The following is a 16,098-nucleotide window of genomic DNA, read 5'->3' on the forward strand; positions in this document are numbered from 1 at the left end:
GAGATCGGGCGGGCACAGGCAGTACAAGCCCAAGCCGCAGGGGTAGAATCTTCAGTATATATGAACCCCATTTTATTAAAACCCAAAGCAGACAGCCAAGCACAGGTGATCGTTTTAGGAGCACCGCTCGGCGATATGTCGGCTCGGGAATACCGGGATAATTACCTGCCCCAGGCGCTGCCTGTGGTGCGGGACTGTATCAATAAACTTAAGCATGAATACGAAGTACTGGTAATCGAAGGGGCCGGCAGCCCCGCCGAAATAAATCTTAAAGACCGCGATATCGTCAATATGAAAACCGCTGAATTAGCTGATGCACCGGTTTTGCTGGTCGCAGATATTGACCGAGGCGGGGTGTTTGCCTTTTTGATTGGTACCCTGGATTTGTTGGAACCCCATGAAAGACAGCGTATCAAGGGTTTTATAATCAACAAGTTCCGTGGTGATCTGAGTCTGCTTAAGCCGGGACTGGATTACCTGACAGAGCGTACCGGTATTCCGGTAGTAGGGGTCATACCTTATCTGCATGAACACGGCATAGACGAAGAAGATTCCGTATGTCTGGCCGAAATGCAGGCAGGTAAGGAGATTACTGCTCCCATAAAGATAGCGGTTATTAACCTGCCTCGTATAGCTAACTTTACTGATTTTACTGTGTTCTCTAACCTGCCCGATACCAGCCTGCGTTTCATAAACCCGGGAGAAAAGATTGCGGCAGCAGATGTAGTAATTATTCCCGGCAGCAAAAACACCATTCTGGATCTGCTCTATCTGCAGGAAGCAGGCTACGCAAAGGAAATAAGACTTTTGGCTGAACAGGGAAAGTATATTATCGGCATCTGTGGGGGGTATCAGATGCTGGGACAGGAGTTGATTGATCCTGAGCGCAGTGAGGCGGACGTTGGTTCGTTGCCGGGATTGGGACTGCTGCCGGTGATAACCGTTTATGACCAGAAGAAAACCACCCACCAGGTCGATGCCCGTCTCCTTAGCCAAAGGGGTTTCTGCTCAGGTTTAGCCGGTAGACACGTTCGGGGATACGAAATTCACCATGGAAGAACCGAATTATTGGACAAAGATGCCGGTTTGTGTATGATTTTACATCGCTCCGGGGCAGAAGTAGAAATAGTGGATGGAGCCATAAACGAGTCCGGGAATGTTTTCGGTACCCACCTGCATGGCTGGTTTGATAATATTGAGGTCTTAAAAACATTTATAAATGAGGTGCGCCGCAGTAAGGATTTGCCCGCTTTAGATGATCTAGACGTACCTGTAATACAAGACCGCTATGATCAACTGGCAGCCCAGGTGAGAGCTGCTTTAGATATGGAAAAGATATACGCGATCATGGGGTTGAATCCTCCGGGTCAAAGCAATTGCCGGCTTGGTTATGAGGTTGGTTGAATGGAAATCATCATTATTGGGGCGGTAATCCTGGATATTATGCTGGGTGATCCTCGTTTTATCCCTCATCCGGTGATTTTGATAGGTAAGGTGACCGGTTGGGGTGAATCCATAATTCTCAGCCGCTTCAGCAGTGCTAAGGCTTTAAAATGGGCCGGGGTCATTCTAACTGTGCTAATTGTAATGGGGAGCTACGGCCTGGTCAGTCTTATACTGTGGGCAGCTTATAAAATCAGCTTTTTATTGGGGGGGCTGGCAAGTGTTTTTCTAATGAGTCAATCGTTGGCCTTAAACAGCCTGTATAAGCATGCTCAGGCCGTGTTGCGCCCTTTGTCCGGGGGTGATCGGCGGGATGCCCGTCAGGCTCTGGGTATGATGGTGGGGCGCGATACTGATAATCTGGATGAGGAAGCAATTATTCGGGGTACAGTTGAAAGCATCGCCGAAAATACAGTGGATGGCCTGACCGCTCCCCTGCTGTATGGTTTTTTAGGTGGCCCGGCTCTGGCCTGGGCCTATAAAGCCGTTAATACCCTGGATTCAATGATAGGCTACCAGGATGAAAGATATGTTAATTTAGGCTGGGCCGCGGCCCGGCTGGATGATCTGGCTAATTATTTACCGGCCCGTATTACAGCCGGACTATATTTAAGCGTGGCTCCTTTTACCGCGGGTGGCTGGGTCGGGGTGTATAACGCACTGCGCCGGGATGCACGCCGTCATCAAAGCCCTAACAGCGGCTTTCCTGAAGCCGCAGTAGCTGGAGCTCTGGGTGTTCAATTGGGGGGATTAAACTATTATCAGGGGGTTCCCTCTTATGGAGCTTTGATGGGGGAAAAAAAACGTTGCCTGCGCTTTGACGACATCAGAGTCAGTTTAATATTAACTATGGCTGTATATGGGGAAACAGTTTTGCTGGGGCTGGCGGCAATGCAACTGCTAAAAGGTTTTTAAAATGAACCCACGCAGAGTTATAAGGTTTTATTAATAATAGACACAGATAGCACAGAAAAGAAACAGCACAGGATAGAAGGATTCACACAGATTTGCTTGTAGTTTTTATTTGGCAGGTGAGAGTCACTGGAATCCGTTGAGAGTTATCTTCGACTCTGAAGATGTGATTGCCCGTGTGGAATCTGCCTTTTATAAAAACCTTTCAGGGAGGTGATGGTTTGATACAAATCTATACCGGGGATGGCAAAGGCAAAACCACGGCTGCTTTTGGACTGGCTATGCGTGCTGCCGGGCATGGCTTTAAGGTCAGGGTGATTCAGTTTTTAAAAGGGAGTACCTATAGCGGAGAACTGGCAGCAGCAGACAGATTAGGTATAGAAGTATATCAGTTCGGGCGCACCTGTCCACATGCCGCAGTAATAAAAACCGGTTTTATGAACTGCCAAAGATGCGGACAATGCTGGGTAGGGCTGCACGAGATAAGTGATCTGGATAGGCATAAAACCCAAATGGCCTGGGATTTAGCCCGGGATACTGTCCGGGCTGGGCAATGTGACCTGTTGATCCTGGATGAGATTTTAAATGCGGTAAAAAAAGATTTGGTTTCATTAAGCGATTTGTCAACCTGGCTTAGCGGTATTCCTCCCCGGCCGGAAGTGGTTTTAACCGGCAGAAATGCACCGCCTGAATTAATCGAGATTGCCGATCTGGTATCCGAGGTAAAAAAAATCAAGCACCCTTATCAAGCAGATATAAAAGCCCGGCGGGGAATTGAATATTAATAGACGCGGATAACGCGGAAATTCACGCGGATTTACGCGGCAACCTTAATTATGAACGAAGTTCATATCAGTACCCGATAGGGTGCAACCTTAATTGCGACCGTAAGGGAGCATCAGTAGTGCCCGATAGGGTGCAACCTAAATTGCGACCGTAAGGGAGCATCAGTAGTGCCCGAAAGGGTGAAGCTTTAGCTTCCGCAGGGAAGCCCATTATAAGAGGTGTATTGGAACAAAACAACATAAGATTATCTGCCCTGGTAGCGGAAGCTTTAGCTTCCGGTGGGAAGCAGAGCTTCCCCATCCGTATCACGCTATATTTTCATAGGTGGCTGTACCTACGGGTACTACACATGTTACCTTACGGCAAATATTAAGGCCATGGTCTGTGGGCGGGGGTTAATTCAGAAATTATTGCAAGGAGGAAACCGTGCGTAAGTTATTATTGGCAATCAGTTTTTTAACCATAATCCCCGCTTATGGCAACCGTCTGGCTGATGAGAAGGAACTGGCCGGATCATTGGCTTTTTATCCTTTGGTGGGCTTTCTTATAGGCAGCCTGCTGGCAGGGCTGGCTGCTTTGCACTACCGGTTGGCTTTGGGATTAAGTGGTGATGCCCTGATAATTGTAGTGTGGATAATCACAACCGCCGGTCTGCATCTGGATGGCTTGATGGATACTGCCGATGGGCTGTTCTGTGGCCAGGATCGGGAAGGCAAATTGGAAGTTATGCGGGATAGCCGGGTAGGAGCCATGGGAGTCATTACCCTGATGGCCGTTTTGATTTTAAAACTGGCTTTTCTGAATTCATTAAGCTATGCGGATAAGATGTGGATACTGGCTATTTGTCCGGCATTTGGCCGGGGCATGATGGTGCTGGCGATTTACATTTTTCCCTATGCCCGTTCAGGGGGCGGTTTGGGCAGATCATTTGCTGAGCAGGCCCATTGGGTTCATATCCTGATAGCCTTGCTTACTCTGGCAGCAGTAACATTCGGGCTGGGGGGAAGCACCGGCCTGATACTGTTAGGTCTGGCCATTATACCGGTTGCCATTGTAGCTGGTTGGACAGCTCGCCAACTAGGAGGCCTGACCGGAGACAACTATGGAGCCATAGGCGAGCTGTCCGAAACCATCTGGCTGATAACCGCAGTAATATGGAAGGCTTTGGCTTAAAAAGGGCCGCTATTTAATCATATGGCAATGGGAGGTGGGGAAAATGATATACCCTGCGGATGATTTTAGGATAAATAATAATAGCCTTCCCCCGGCATCCCATGGGGGGAACCGCTGGGCTGCGCAAGAAAAATGGGGGATAGCGGCGGAAAGTTTCTTGGATTTTAGTGCCAGTATTAATCCACTGGGCCCTCCGCCTATGTCACTGCAGGCGATACAGGATAATCTGCCGGCCTTGGAGTATTACCCCGAGCCGGGCGGAGCAGAATTAAAAAAGGCTTTGGCAGAGTATCTTCAGATAGGGGAGCAGGGTATTGTTCTGGGCAATGGCTCCACAGAACTTATATATCTATGCACCAGGTTGTTCTGCCGCCGCCGGGTGGTGGTTCTGGCTCCCAGCTTTTCAGAATATGGCCAGGGGGTTGATAACCCTCGGTTGGTCAAGGTAGATATTGATCTTAAAAGTTTAAAGCTGCCTATAACGGAAATAGCAACGGTACTCAAGGAAGGCGATGTGCTTTTTATTGCCAATCCCAACAACCCTACCGGCAATCTATTTGCCCGTTGGGAATTGCTGCTGGTTCTGGAGCTGGTTAAGGATAGGCAGGCTACGTTGGTGGTGGATGAAGCATTTATAGATTTTGCTGAGGATAAATCAGCCTCCCTGCGTGATGTCTGCAGTCAGGTACCTAATCTGGTCGTGTTGGGCTCACTGACCAAGTTTTTTGCTCTGCCGGGTTTGAGAATCGGCTATGCCCTTAGCAACGATGCCCACAACCGAAAAATGGAGCGGCTGCTGCCGCCCTGGAGAATTAACAGCCTGGCTTTGGCAGCCGGCTCAGCCGCCTTAAAGGATCAAGACTATATCCAAAGCACCTTGAGGTTGATTGCTAGGGAGAGGGATTTTCTTGACTATAGTTTAAATCAAATCCCAGGTTTATCGGTATATCCGGCTCAGGCCAACTTTATTTTAATTGATGCCAAAGACCTGGGGATTACGGCCGATCAACTGCAAGATTTATTAGGGCCTCAGGGCATTTTAATCAGGGATTGCAGTAATTTTGACAATCTTTCTCCTTACCACCTGCGCGTAGCTGTACGCAGCCACCCGGAAAATGAGATCCTAGTGGCGGCCTTAAAGGAAGCGTTAATAAGGAAATAGTTTTAATAGACGCGGATAACGCGGATTTCCGCGGCAACCTTAATTATGAACGAAGTTCATATCAGTAGTGCCCGCAGGGTGCAACCTTAATTATGAACGAAGTTCATATCAGTAGTGCCCGCAGGGTGCAACCTTAATTATGAACGAAGTTCATATCAGTAGTATCCGATAGGGTGATGCTTTAGCTTCCGCTGGCAACCCCATTATCAGGTAGGCAATAAAAAGCGGTAATCTGCCCCGGTAGCGGAAGCTTTAGCTTCCGGTGGGAAGCAGAGCTTCCCCATCTGTATCATGCAACCATTTTCAGAGATGGTTGCACCCTACAGGTACTACCGATGCTCCTAACGGTCGCTAAGGTAGTGGCCTGCGGGTATGGGGGGGTAGTTAGAAGTTTTTCAAAATTAATGGAAAGAGCGATCGCTTCATCATGGGGCTAATTTCAGGGAGGATTTAAACTATGAAAGTAATCTTGTTAAGGCATGGGCAGACTGAATGGAATGCCCTGCAGAAATATCAAGGTCATACCGACATTCCCTTAAACCCAACCGGACGCGAACAGGCCGAAAAAATAGCTGGTTACCTAAGGGATAATGAAGAGGTTGAAGCCATATACTGCAGTGATTTATCCAGAGGCCGGGAAACTGCTGCAATAATAGCAGAAAAACTGCAGCTTACGGCCACATGTGACAGCCGCTGGCGGGAGCTTTGTTTTGGCGATTGGGAAGGTCTTACCTTTACCGAGGTTTATGAAAAGTATCCCCGGGAATTTGACGACTGGTTTAACAGTACCCGTACCATTAAAGTGCCCGGCGGGGAATCCTTCGCTGATGTATTAGGTAGGGCTTTGCCGGCTCTGGATGAAATCGCTGCCTTGCATACGGGAACGGTTGTGGTGATAAGTCATGGAGGATTGATTAAAGCTGTCCTGGATCATCTGCAGGGTAGCAACGGAATGTGGGAGACATCGTTACAGCCCGGTTCAATGACTATTTTAGAGCGGCGAGGAGGTGAGTATGTTCCGGTTAAAATAGGTTTTAATCTATAAATTGATAAGGGGGATTTATTATGACTGTTACAGGAATTATTGTGGGAATGCATATTATGGAGGGGTTCTTACCGGTGGGATGGGCCGCTTTCTGGCTGCTGGCGGCATTGCCCTTTGTGATAATCAGTATCCGGGCTATAGACAGGCTGGTTAAGGATAATTCCAAAGCCCTTTTACTGCTGGGGTTTGCGGGAGCATTTACGTTTGTCCTGTCAGCCCTTAAACTACCTTCAGTAACGGGCAGTTGCTCTCACCCAACCGGTATGGGATTAGGGGCGATTTTGCTAGGCCCGGCGGTTATGGTGGCAGTGGCCGTAATCGTCTTGCTTTTTCAAGCTCTGCTCCTGGCGCATGGTGGGATTACTACCCTAGGTGCCAATGTGTTCTCCATGGGGATAGTAGGCCCTTTTGTAAGCTATGGCATATATGTGCTCTGCCAAAAAACCAAAATGCATCAGGGGGTGGCCGTCTTTTTAGCTGCTACCCTGGGTAGTCTGGCAACGTATGTTTTGACTGCCCTGCAACTGGCATTGGCGCATCCGGGGGTTGATGGGGTTATGGTTTCTTTTGCTAAATTCTCAACCGTATTTGCCGTCACCCAGGTGCCAATTTCTATTGCCGAAGGAATTTTGACCATCTTGGTGATTAATCTGCTGCTGACATACAGCCGGGAGGAAATACACAGCTTACGGCTAGGCAAAAGTTTAGGAGGGGAGTAATCTTGAAAACTAGAAGAACAAATATAATATTGCTGGTGGTTTTTTTGGGTTTGATACTTTTTTCCCTGGGGATTAATAAAGGCGCGGAATTTGCCGGTGCCGATGAACAGGCGGAAGAAGTGATAGCCCAGATTAATCCTGATTATGAACCTTGGTTTAATCCCCTCTGGGAACCTCCCAGTGGCGAGATCGAAAGTTTGTTGTTTGCGGTGCAGGCTGCTTTAGGGTGTGGTTTTATCTGCTTTTATTTCGGATATAAATACGGTCAAAAGGGAAAAACGGCTGAGGTGTCTAGTGAACGGAATTGACCAACTGGCGCACTGCTCACCTTTAAAGTATATCCATCCGGGCGAAAAGCTGCTTATGACCATCAGCACTCTGCTGATGGTCATAAGCCTTAATTCTGTTATCCTGTCAGGGCTGGTATTGTTTTTCATGACGTATCTGCTCTTGGTCAAAGGCCGTGTCCGGGGGAGCTTTTATCTGGCTATAATGGGTATACCGTTGGGGTTTATATTGTTAGCGGGTTTGACCATAGCCATCAGTCTGGGAGCCGAACCTGCGGCTTATCTATACTATCTGGAATTCGGGACGATCCGGCTGGGGGTAACCCCGCTATCTTTAAGCCAATCCGGGATGGTTATGGTCAAATCCCTGGCTGCTATCAGTTGTCTATATTTCTTGGCCTTAACTACCCCCATGACTCAATTGATTTATATCTTTAGAAAAATGAAGCTGCCACCGGTATTTATTGATTTAATGACGGTTATCTACAGTTATATTTTCCTTTTATTTCAGACCGCCTCGGAAATATATGTGGCCCAACTGTCCCGGGGAGGGTATAGAGGTTTTAGGGGGACCATGAAATCATTAGCAATGCTTTGCAGCAATTTGCTTTTAAAAAGCCTTAAGGCCAGCGAGGATGCTTATAATTGCCTGGCATCCCGAGGCTTTGACGGCCATTTCGAGGTTATTGAAGAAACCTACCAGCTAAAAAAAATAAACCTGCTGGCGATTGCGCTTTGGAATGTCTTTTTACTTTTACTGGTTTATACCGGGAGGTATTTTACGTGTCTGCAAATATTATAGAGGCCTGTAACCTGTACTATAAATACGGTGACGGCACCCTGGCTTTGCAAGGAATCGATTTAGATATAAAAAAGCACAGTAAGACTGCTATTTTAGGGGCTAATGGGGCCGGCAAAACCACCCTGTTTCTCAATTGCAATGGCCTTTTAAAACCGAGCCAAGGGCAAATGCGCTACGCCGGATCAGATTATAATTATTCAGCCGGGTTTTTGAAGGAATTGAAAAGGAAGGTAGGTATCGTTTTCCAGAATCCCGATAACCAACTCTTTTCGGCCAGTGTCCGCCAGGATATATCTTTTGGCTTGATGAACCTGGGGTTTAATCGTAAAGAGGCGGAGTATAGAATCAACCGGGTAGGAGATGAATTGCGTATTACCGAGTTGTTTGCTAAAGCCACCCACTTTCTAAGTTTGGGCCAGAAGAAACTGGTGGCCTTGGCTGGGGTTTTAGTTATGGATCCGGAGATATTAATATGTGATGAACCTACGGCAGGTTTGGATCCAGCCAATTCCCAGCTTTTTATGCAGGCCTTGGACGAACAACATCAGCAGGGTACTACCTTAGTTATATCCACCCATGATGTAGACTTGGCTTATTCCTGGGCCGATACGATAATTGTTATGGGCAACGGTCGGGTTCTATCCGCAGGCAGCCCCCGGCAGGTACTTGACAATCAAGAACTGCTAAATGAAGCCCATCTGCAAAAGCCTTGGATTTTAGAAATCTGGCAGGAGCTGCAGCTTGCCCGCATAGTCTCCCCCTTGCTACCGGCTCCCCGCCACAAGGAGCAGCTTATGCAAATAATCAGGGATACGAAAGAGACCGCAGGTGATGAAACCACCGAAAAAGCACCTTTTAAGCCGCCTGGAACGCTGCCCTGAATACAATCTAGCTGGTTGACCAGTCGACCGATTAGTTAAAGCGGTTAAACATTTTCTATATTTCATGGCCTTCCTGAACTGTTTTTGCCGGATTAGTTGCTTCGGACGATTCTCTTGGGTCGGCTGGCTGTAAAAAATTTGCTTGACATTTGCGTTAGCAGTTATTAGGATTAATATAATTTAGTGAAACTGCATAAGCTGAGTTTAGAAGAGATGAGTTTAGTTTAGAGGAGAATGACGAGATGAGCAGGTGTGAAAATCATGCCAGCACATTTGATCGTGCTGGTTTTTATTTACCTTTTTTAGGCCAAGATAAGCCGGTTGATTATGAGTATTTCCGGCAATTGGCTTCCCGCTACGCCTATGTGCCTCTCTGTGCCCGTTTCAGTCTGGAAGAACTGAATAAAGACGACAAACGGCCCTTGGTTCCTCTGGCCATGGTGCATTTATTTCATATCTTAAAACCCGCCCCCCCAGCCTGTTTTCTGGAAAGCTTGACCGGTCATGATAACGGGCGATATTCCATTATCGCCGGTAAATCCTTGGACTTGATAAAAACTATTCCGTCTGATCCCCAAGGCAGCCAGGTGCTGCAAAATTTTATTAATTCCAGCCGGGTTATGCAGCTGGATCTGCCCTTTTTTAGCGGGGGACTGATCGGCTTTTGGTCTTACGAGTCCGGCCTTATGTATCACCATTTACCGGCCTCTAAAGATGTTTTAAGCGAACAGGTCTTTTTTATGCCGGGAGAGATATTGGTGTATGATCGGCAGTTACAAACGCTGACGGTAATTTTCTGGTTGGATTCTAAAAGGGCTTCCCTGTCCGAGTTTAAGAAGGCCTGTCGGAGACGGGATGAATTATTTCATTTGGCGGCTCGGTGCTGTATTGAGGAGGCAGCGCCTGCTTTTTTACGGTGGGATGATTCCTTGCCGGCAGAGTTCTTGCCTAATCTGGGTCGGGAAGAATTTTGCACAATGGTTGAGTCGGCCCAAAAGCATATTCAGCAGGGGGATGTTTTTCAAGTCGTTTTATCGCGCCGCTGGAGGAAAAAAAGTCCCGCGTCCCCCTGGCAGGTTTATCTGCAGTTGCGCCATATCAACCCTTCGCCCTATATGTTTTACTTGTTGCTGCCGGATCAGGTATTGCTAGGGGCGTCGCCGGAGATGCAAGTTAAGGTGGAAAAGGGCCGGGTGAAAAGCCGCCCTATAGCCGGAACCCGTAAAAAGACCGGCAACCCCAAAATTGATGAGGATATCTGTCAGGAATTACTGCAAGATGAAAAGGAAAGAGCCGAACACTTGATGCTGGTGGATCTAAGCCGCAATGATATTGGCCGGGTAAGTCGTCCGGGAACGGTAGAGGTTAGTGAATTTATGCAGTTAGAGGCCTATTCTCACGTGGTACATATTGTCTCCACTGTGGAAGGGGAGCTTGCTGCAGGTATAGATGCCCTGGAGGCCTTTGCCTCCTGTTTCCCGGCCGGAACCCTGTCTGGTGCCCCGAAGCGCAAGGCCATGGAAATCATTAATCGCCTGGAAAAAGACTCCCGCGGGCCGTATGGGGGTGCGGTAGGTTTTATAGATTTTAATGGCACCTTGGACTCTTGTATAACCATCCGCTCCATTTTGCATAAAAACGGCAGCTACTACCTGCAAAGCGGAGCCGGTATCGTTGCCGATTCCGTTCCGGAACGGGAAGATGAGGAGACTTACCATAAGGCCCGGGCCTTAATGGTGGCGATAAAGGAGGCGGAGAGAGCCTGTGCTACTGATGATTGATAATTATGATTCCTTTACGTACAACCTGGTGCAGTATTTTGCTGAACTGGGGGAAGAGGTCAGGGTTATAAAAAATGATGAGTTAAATATTCCTGCCCTGGTAAACCTGCATCCCCAGGCTTTGGTTATATCCCCAGGCCCCTCCAGTCCCAGTGAAGCCGGGATATCTATCGAAGCCGTACGCTATTATTATGATAAAATTCCTATTTTAGGGGTTTGTTTGGGGCATCAGGCGATTGCCTGCGCGTTTGGCGGGCAGGTAGTCGTAAATTACCGTATGATGCATGGTAAAACTTCTTCCATCTACCATGATCAAAGCGGGGTTTACACCGGCCTAAATGATCCTTTTAAGGCTACCCGCTATCATTCGCTGGTGGTAGAGGAAGCTTCCCTGCCGCCTTGCTTTAAGATTACGGCTCGCAGTGAAGAGGGGGAGATAATGGGCATCCGCCACTGCTGCTGGCCGGTTGAGGGAGTGCAATTCCATCCGGAGTCAATTTTGACCGAGGAAGGCAAAAAGTTATTAAACAATTTTCTAAAAAAGCAACACAATCCTTAGAAATAGACGCGGATAACGCAGATTTACGCGGATTTTCGCAGTTACTTTAGACACTGAAGATTATAAGCTGCGCTGATTTTTTTAGAGTATTTTCTCAAAAAAGGCTGCTTAAACAATGCAGCGGTGACAGTAAGAAGAGAAGAGCTGAGAGGAGAGAGATAAATGTTTGATTGCTATTTGCAAAAGGTAGTGGGGGGCGAATTTTTAAATGCCGAGGAAGCTCGCCATTGTGCGGCCATGCTCCTGCATGACAAGGTGGCAGATGCGAAAGCTGCAGCCTTGCTAAGTGCCATGCGCACCCGCAAGGAAAATGCGGATGAACTCATTGGCTTTATTCAGGCGCTGTACGAGGAGGCGATTATCCTGGACACCGGCATGGAGTTAATCGATACCTGTGGTACCGGCGGAGATGGTTTGAATACCTTTAATATTTCCACGGCGGCTGCCCTCGTTGCGGCCAGTTGCGGCATACCTGTAGCCAAACATGGCAATAGTGCGGTTACCGGCCGGGTAGGGAGTGCGGATGTACTGGAGGCTTTGGGGGTTAACATACGTATGCAGCCGACTCAGGCCCAAAGATTGTTGGAAAAGACAGGCATTAGCTTCTTCTTTGCCCCATTTTATCATCCGGTTCTAAAAGAAATTGGCCCGTTACGCCGCCAGTTAGGCGTAGCCACCATTTTTAATTTTCTTGGCCCGCTCTTAAACCCCTGTAAACCGGTCTACCAAGTGATCGGCATATATGATCCGTCTCTGCAGGATACTGTGGCCCATACCTTAATGAAGCTGGGGCGCAAGAGGGCTTGGGTCATTCATGCTGAAAACGGTATGGATGAAATCAGTCCGGTATGTGCGACCCGCATCGTAGATATAAAGGATAATACGCTGTATGACTATCAACTGCAACCGTCTGATCTGGGGGTTGGGCCTTTTGCCCTGACAGACATCCAGGGCGGGGATCTAAAACTTAATACCCGCATTGTGCGCGAGGTTTTAGATGGCCAGCTCGGCCCGCGGCGGGAAGCCGTCCTGCTAAATACGGCCGGCGCTCTAATGACAGCCGGTCGGGCCAAGGATATGCAGGAAGGTATGCAAATCGCAGCTGAAGCCATAGATTCAGGAAAGACCTGGGAAACGCTGCGCAATATGGTAAGTTTCAGCCAGGATGGGGTAATGGTATGTTAGGACGCATTATAGCCCAAAAAAGGCGCGAAGTAGAGGAATTAAGAGTTGGCCTGGATATAGACAAAGTAAGTGAATTAAAACGATCTAAGCATCCCCGGAACTTTAACCATACCCCCAACCGGGTAGCGGTGATTGCTGAGTTAAAAAAGGCTTCACCGATTAAAGGCCAGCTTTGTGCGGATTATAATCTGCCGGATATGGCACTGTCGTATGCTGAAAACGGTGCGGCAGTTATTTCGGTGCTAACCGATAAGGAGTTTTTTCAGGGCAGTCCCGACTTTTTGCCGGAGATAAGAACCCTGGTTCAACTGCCCCTGCTGCGCAAAGACTTTATTATCGATGAATTGCAGCTATATGAGAGTTTACTGCTGGGAGCCGATCTTGTTTTGTTGATTGCCGCTGTGCATAATTATCCGCGTCTTTTGGATTTGACGGTTAAATGTCGAGAATTAGGGATGGAACCCCTTTTAGAGGTGCATGACCGGGAGGAAGTAAAAAAAGCCTTGGACCTGCCGGTGGGCATGATTGGGGTAAACAATCGTAATCTTAAGGATTTTACCGTGGATATTAAAACCAGCCTGAAACTGGCTGAATATATACCGGATAATATTGGGCGGGTCAGTGAAAGCGGGATAAGAAGCGCCGCTGATATGCGGCTATTGGGGGAGCATGGTTACCAGGCGGCTTTAATCGGCGAAGCTCTGGTAACTTCGCCTAACCCGGGGATGAAACTAAGGGAGCTGGTTAATTATGACCAGGGTTAAAATCTGTGGGATCAAAAGCCATACTGAAGCCCTGCTGGCCTGCCGGGCAGGTGCTTGGGCCATAGGCGAGGTCTTTGCTCCTTCCTCCAGGAGGATTGAAGCGGACAGGGCTGCTGCCATTAATCGAGAATTGGGCGGATCGGTGGTTAAAGTAGGTATTTTCGTTGATGAAAAACTGGATACGATGGAGTACATTATCAAAACCTGCGGTTTGGATATGGTGCAATTGCATGGACAGGAGCCGCCTGAGTTAGTAGCTGAACTACCGGTGCCGGTAATCAAATGTTTTCCGGTAAAGGGTCCGGTTGATCCTGATGTGGTAAAGCGATGGCGACCTTGGGCTTATCTTTTTGATACAGTGGTAGAGGGACACAGCGGCGGCAGCGGGGTAAGCTTTAATTGGGATTACCTGGAGGCGGTGCTGGGCTGGGATAACCTAATCCTGGCCGGAGGGTTGCATGCCGGTAATGTAGCTGCGGCAGTAAAGAAAATTCGCCCGCTGGCAGTCGATGTTTCCAGCGGGGTTGAATTCGCAGAAGGGGGAAAAGACCCGCAGAAAGTTAGCCGCTTTATAAATGAGGTTAGGGAGGCAGATAAAGATGTTACCTGATGCAAGAGGTTATTTCGGGAATTATGGAGGCCGTTTTGTACCCGAAACCCTTATACCGGCACTTTTAGATATTGAGGAATGCTACCGGCAATTGCAGCATGATCCGGATTTTAAAAGCGAACTTAATCATTACTATAAGGATTATGTGGGGCGGGCAACGCCGCTCTATTTTGCGCGGCGTCTAACCCAGAGCCTGGGAGGAGCCAGAATATATCTTAAACGCGAAGATTTGAATCATACCGGCAGTCATAAAATTAATAATACCCTGGGGCAGGCTCTCTTGGCAAAGCAAATGGGCAAAACTCGGCTGATAGCCGAAACCGGGGCCGGACAGCACGGAGTGGCAACAGCAACAGCAGCCGCGGTAATGGGTATGGAATGTACCGTCTATATGGGCAGCAAGGACATAAAAAGACAACGTTTAAATGTCTTCCGGATGCAATTATTAGGGGCAGAGGTAAAGGCTGTGGATAAAGGCAGCCGGACATTAAAAGACGCTACCAATGAAGCCTTTCGAGATTTTATTCAAAGCTTTGCGTATTCGCATATGCTGATTGGTTCAGTAGTAGGACCTCATCCATATCCGCTGATAGTACGTGATTTTCAGTCGGTTATCGGGCAGGAGGTAAAACAGCAGTTTTTAGATCAGGAAGGTCAGCTACCCGATTATGTTTTGGCCTGTGTAGGCGGAGGCAGTAACGCCATGGGAATTTTTTACCCTTTCTTGGATAATGAGGTCAAACTGGTCGGGGTAGAAGCAGGAGGACGGGGGATCGCCCCGGGCGAACATTGTGCTACGTTGTCATTAGGAACCGATGGCGTGCTGCATGGAGCCTTGAGCCGTTTATTGCAGGATGAAAACGGTCAGATAAGTGATACCCATTCCGTTTCAGCAGGCCTTGATTATCCCGGGGTTGGTCCGGAGCATGCCTTTTTAAAACAGCAAAAAAAGGTGGAATACGTGAATGTTACTGATGAGGAAGCGGTACGGGCCTTCCAATGTCTAAGCGAAAGCGAAGGGATCATCCCGGCCTTGGAGAGTGCCCATGCAGTAGCTTATGCACTAAAGCTAGCCCCGACCCTGGATCCTTCCCAGAGTATAGTAATTAATCTATCCGGGCGGGGGGATAAGGATGTAGCTGAAATGATTGAATATCTGGGGAAAAATCCGTCCCCATCCAAAGGAGGTCAGGTTAATGACTAAACTGAGAAACAGTCTTAACGCCCGGCGCGCCAGACAAGAAACCTCCCTGATCAGCTTTATAATGGCAGGTTTGCCTAATCCGCAATTATGCCTGGATTGTATAAAGGCAATCGAGCAAGGTGGCGGCGATGCCCTGGAATTGGGGGTACCTTTTTCAGATCCCCTGGCCGATGGGGTGGTGATAGAAAGATTCCATCACCGGGGTATAAATGCCGGACTCAATCTCAAGCACAGTCTGGATTTTGCCGATAAAGTACGCCAGGCGGTAAATATCCCCCTGGTCTTATTTGCCTATTATAATCCTATTTTGCAAATGGGTATGGAAGTGTTAGCCCAAGCATGTCAAGCGGTTGGCATTGAGGCGCTTATCGTCCCGGATCTGCCTTTGGATGAGATAAAACAGGTACACACAGATTTGGAGTTTATCCCCATGGTGGCACCCAGCAGTCCGGATGAACGTTTGGATATGGCAGCGGCTATGAACCCCAGTTTTATCTATTGTGTTTCGGTAAGAGGGGTAACCGGTGTGCGCAGCTTGCCGGAAGATGAGGTTAAGGCTTATCTGCAAAAACTCAAACCGAAAACCGATGCCATATTAGCTCTTGGTTTTGGCATATCCAGTCCTGAGCAAATCAAAACGTTTAAAAATTCTGCGGACGCTGTGGTTGTAGGCAGTTATCTGGCTCAAATTATGGAGGAATACGAATCCCGGCCCCAACTTCTGCCCACCCAGATAGAAAAAGCGATTGCCGCGCTGAAAAAGCCATGTGCGAATTAAACTGAAG

Annotated in this window: 17 protein-coding genes; all 17 read left to right on the forward strand. The window is 48.2% G+C overall.

What is annotated here, in order from left to right; all coding sequences use genetic code 11:
* Window positions 1–1,404: cobyric acid synthase (locus tag AAV90_RS11480; RefSeq protein WP_046499235.1), on the forward strand; the 1,404-nt coding region annotated here is incomplete at its 5' end.
* A complete protein-coding gene (gene cbiB / locus AAV90_RS11485) occupies window positions 1,405–2,358 on the forward strand; it encodes an adenosylcobinamide-phosphate synthase CbiB (protein WP_046499237.1) in 954 nt (317 codons plus the stop codon).
* A gap of 218 nt (window positions 2,359–2,576) precedes the next feature.
* Window positions 2,577–3,140, forward strand: coding sequence for a cob(I)yrinic acid a,c-diamide adenosyltransferase (locus AAV90_RS11490; protein WP_242847555.1), 564 nt, complete (start codon window positions 2,577–2,579; stop codon window positions 3,138–3,140).
* Between the two features lie 427 nt (window positions 3,141–3,567).
* Window positions 3,568–4,314, forward strand: a complete 747-nt coding sequence (cobS, locus tag AAV90_RS11495) for an adenosylcobinamide-GDP ribazoletransferase (protein ID WP_046499239.1) — start codon at window positions 3,568–3,570, stop codon at window positions 4,312–4,314.
* 43 nt (window positions 4,315–4,357) lie between these two features.
* Window positions 4,358–5,476, forward strand: a complete 1,119-nt coding sequence (cobD, locus tag AAV90_RS11500; protein ID WP_046499242.1) for a threonine-phosphate decarboxylase CobD — start codon at window positions 4,358–4,360, stop codon at window positions 5,474–5,476.
* Window positions 5,477–5,933: 457 nt separating this feature from the next.
* On the forward strand, window positions 5,934–6,521 hold the full coding sequence (gene cobC / locus AAV90_RS11505; protein WP_046499243.1) for an alpha-ribazole phosphatase: 588 nt from the start codon (window positions 5,934–5,936) through the stop codon (window positions 6,519–6,521).
* A 20-nt stretch (window positions 6,522–6,541) separates the two neighbouring features.
* Window positions 6,542–7,240: an energy-coupling factor ABC transporter permease gene (locus AAV90_RS11510; RefSeq protein ID WP_242847556.1), complete on the forward strand. Its 699-nt coding sequence runs from the start codon at window positions 6,542–6,544 to the stop codon at window positions 7,238–7,240.
* 2 nt (window positions 7,241–7,242) lie between these two features.
* Window positions 7,243–7,548: an energy-coupling factor ABC transporter substrate-binding protein gene (locus tag AAV90_RS11515; protein ID WP_198142849.1), complete on the forward strand. Its 306-nt coding sequence runs from the start codon at window positions 7,243–7,245 to the stop codon at window positions 7,546–7,548.
* The gene (gene cbiQ / locus AAV90_RS11520; RefSeq protein WP_046499247.1) at window positions 7,535–8,329 is read left to right on the forward strand and encodes a cobalt ECF transporter T component CbiQ; all 795 of its coding nucleotides are present in this window, start codon (window positions 7,535–7,537) and stop codon (window positions 8,327–8,329) included. The genes AAV90_RS11515 and cbiQ overlap by 14 nt, the downstream gene beginning before the upstream one ends.
* Entirely contained in the window at window positions 8,311–9,210 is a 900-nt protein-coding gene (locus AAV90_RS11525) for an energy-coupling factor ABC transporter ATP-binding protein (RefSeq protein WP_046499249.1), read from the forward strand. The genes cbiQ and AAV90_RS11525 overlap by 19 nt, the downstream gene beginning before the upstream one ends.
* A 242-nt stretch (window positions 9,211–9,452) precedes the next feature.
* Window positions 9,453–10,991, forward strand: coding sequence for an anthranilate synthase component I family protein (locus tag AAV90_RS11530; RefSeq protein WP_052729754.1), 1,539 nt, complete (start codon window positions 9,453–9,455; stop codon window positions 10,989–10,991).
* On the forward strand, window positions 10,984–11,550 hold the full coding sequence (locus AAV90_RS11535) for an anthranilate synthase component II (protein WP_479725409.1): 567 nt from the start codon (window positions 10,984–10,986) through the stop codon (window positions 11,548–11,550). Before AAV90_RS11530 ends, AAV90_RS11535 begins: the two co-directional genes overlap by 8 nt.
* Before the next feature lie 162 nt (window positions 11,551–11,712).
* On the forward strand, window positions 11,713–12,735 hold the full coding sequence (gene trpD, locus AAV90_RS11540) for an anthranilate phosphoribosyltransferase (RefSeq protein ID WP_046499254.1): 1,023 nt from the start codon (window positions 11,713–11,715) through the stop codon (window positions 12,733–12,735).
* The gene (gene trpC, locus AAV90_RS11545) at window positions 12,729–13,499 is read left to right on the forward strand and encodes an indole-3-glycerol phosphate synthase TrpC (protein ID WP_046499256.1); all 771 of its coding nucleotides are present in this window, start codon (window positions 12,729–12,731) and stop codon (window positions 13,497–13,499) included. The genes trpD and trpC overlap by 7 nt, the downstream gene beginning before the upstream one ends.
* The gene (locus AAV90_RS11550; protein ID WP_046499258.1) at window positions 13,486–14,109 is read left to right on the forward strand and encodes a phosphoribosylanthranilate isomerase; all 624 of its coding nucleotides are present in this window, start codon (window positions 13,486–13,488) and stop codon (window positions 14,107–14,109) included. The genes trpC and AAV90_RS11550 overlap by 14 nt, the downstream gene beginning before the upstream one ends.
* A complete protein-coding gene (gene trpB / locus AAV90_RS11555; RefSeq protein WP_046499260.1) occupies window positions 14,099–15,313 on the forward strand; it encodes a tryptophan synthase subunit beta in 1,215 nt (404 codons plus the stop codon). Before AAV90_RS11550 ends, trpB begins: the two co-directional genes overlap by 11 nt.
* Window positions 15,306–16,091, forward strand: coding sequence for a tryptophan synthase subunit alpha (gene trpA / locus AAV90_RS11560; RefSeq protein ID WP_046499261.1), 786 nt, complete (start codon window positions 15,306–15,308; stop codon window positions 16,089–16,091). The genes trpB and trpA overlap by 8 nt, the downstream gene beginning before the upstream one ends.
* The last annotated feature ends 7 nt before the right edge of the window (window positions 16,092–16,098 follow it).

Origin of the sequence: Syntrophomonas zehnderi OL-4 (assembly GCF_000983115.1) — a bacterium.
GTDB lineage: Bacteria > Bacillota > Syntrophomonadia > Syntrophomonadales > Syntrophomonadaceae > Syntrophomonas_B > Syntrophomonas_B zehnderi.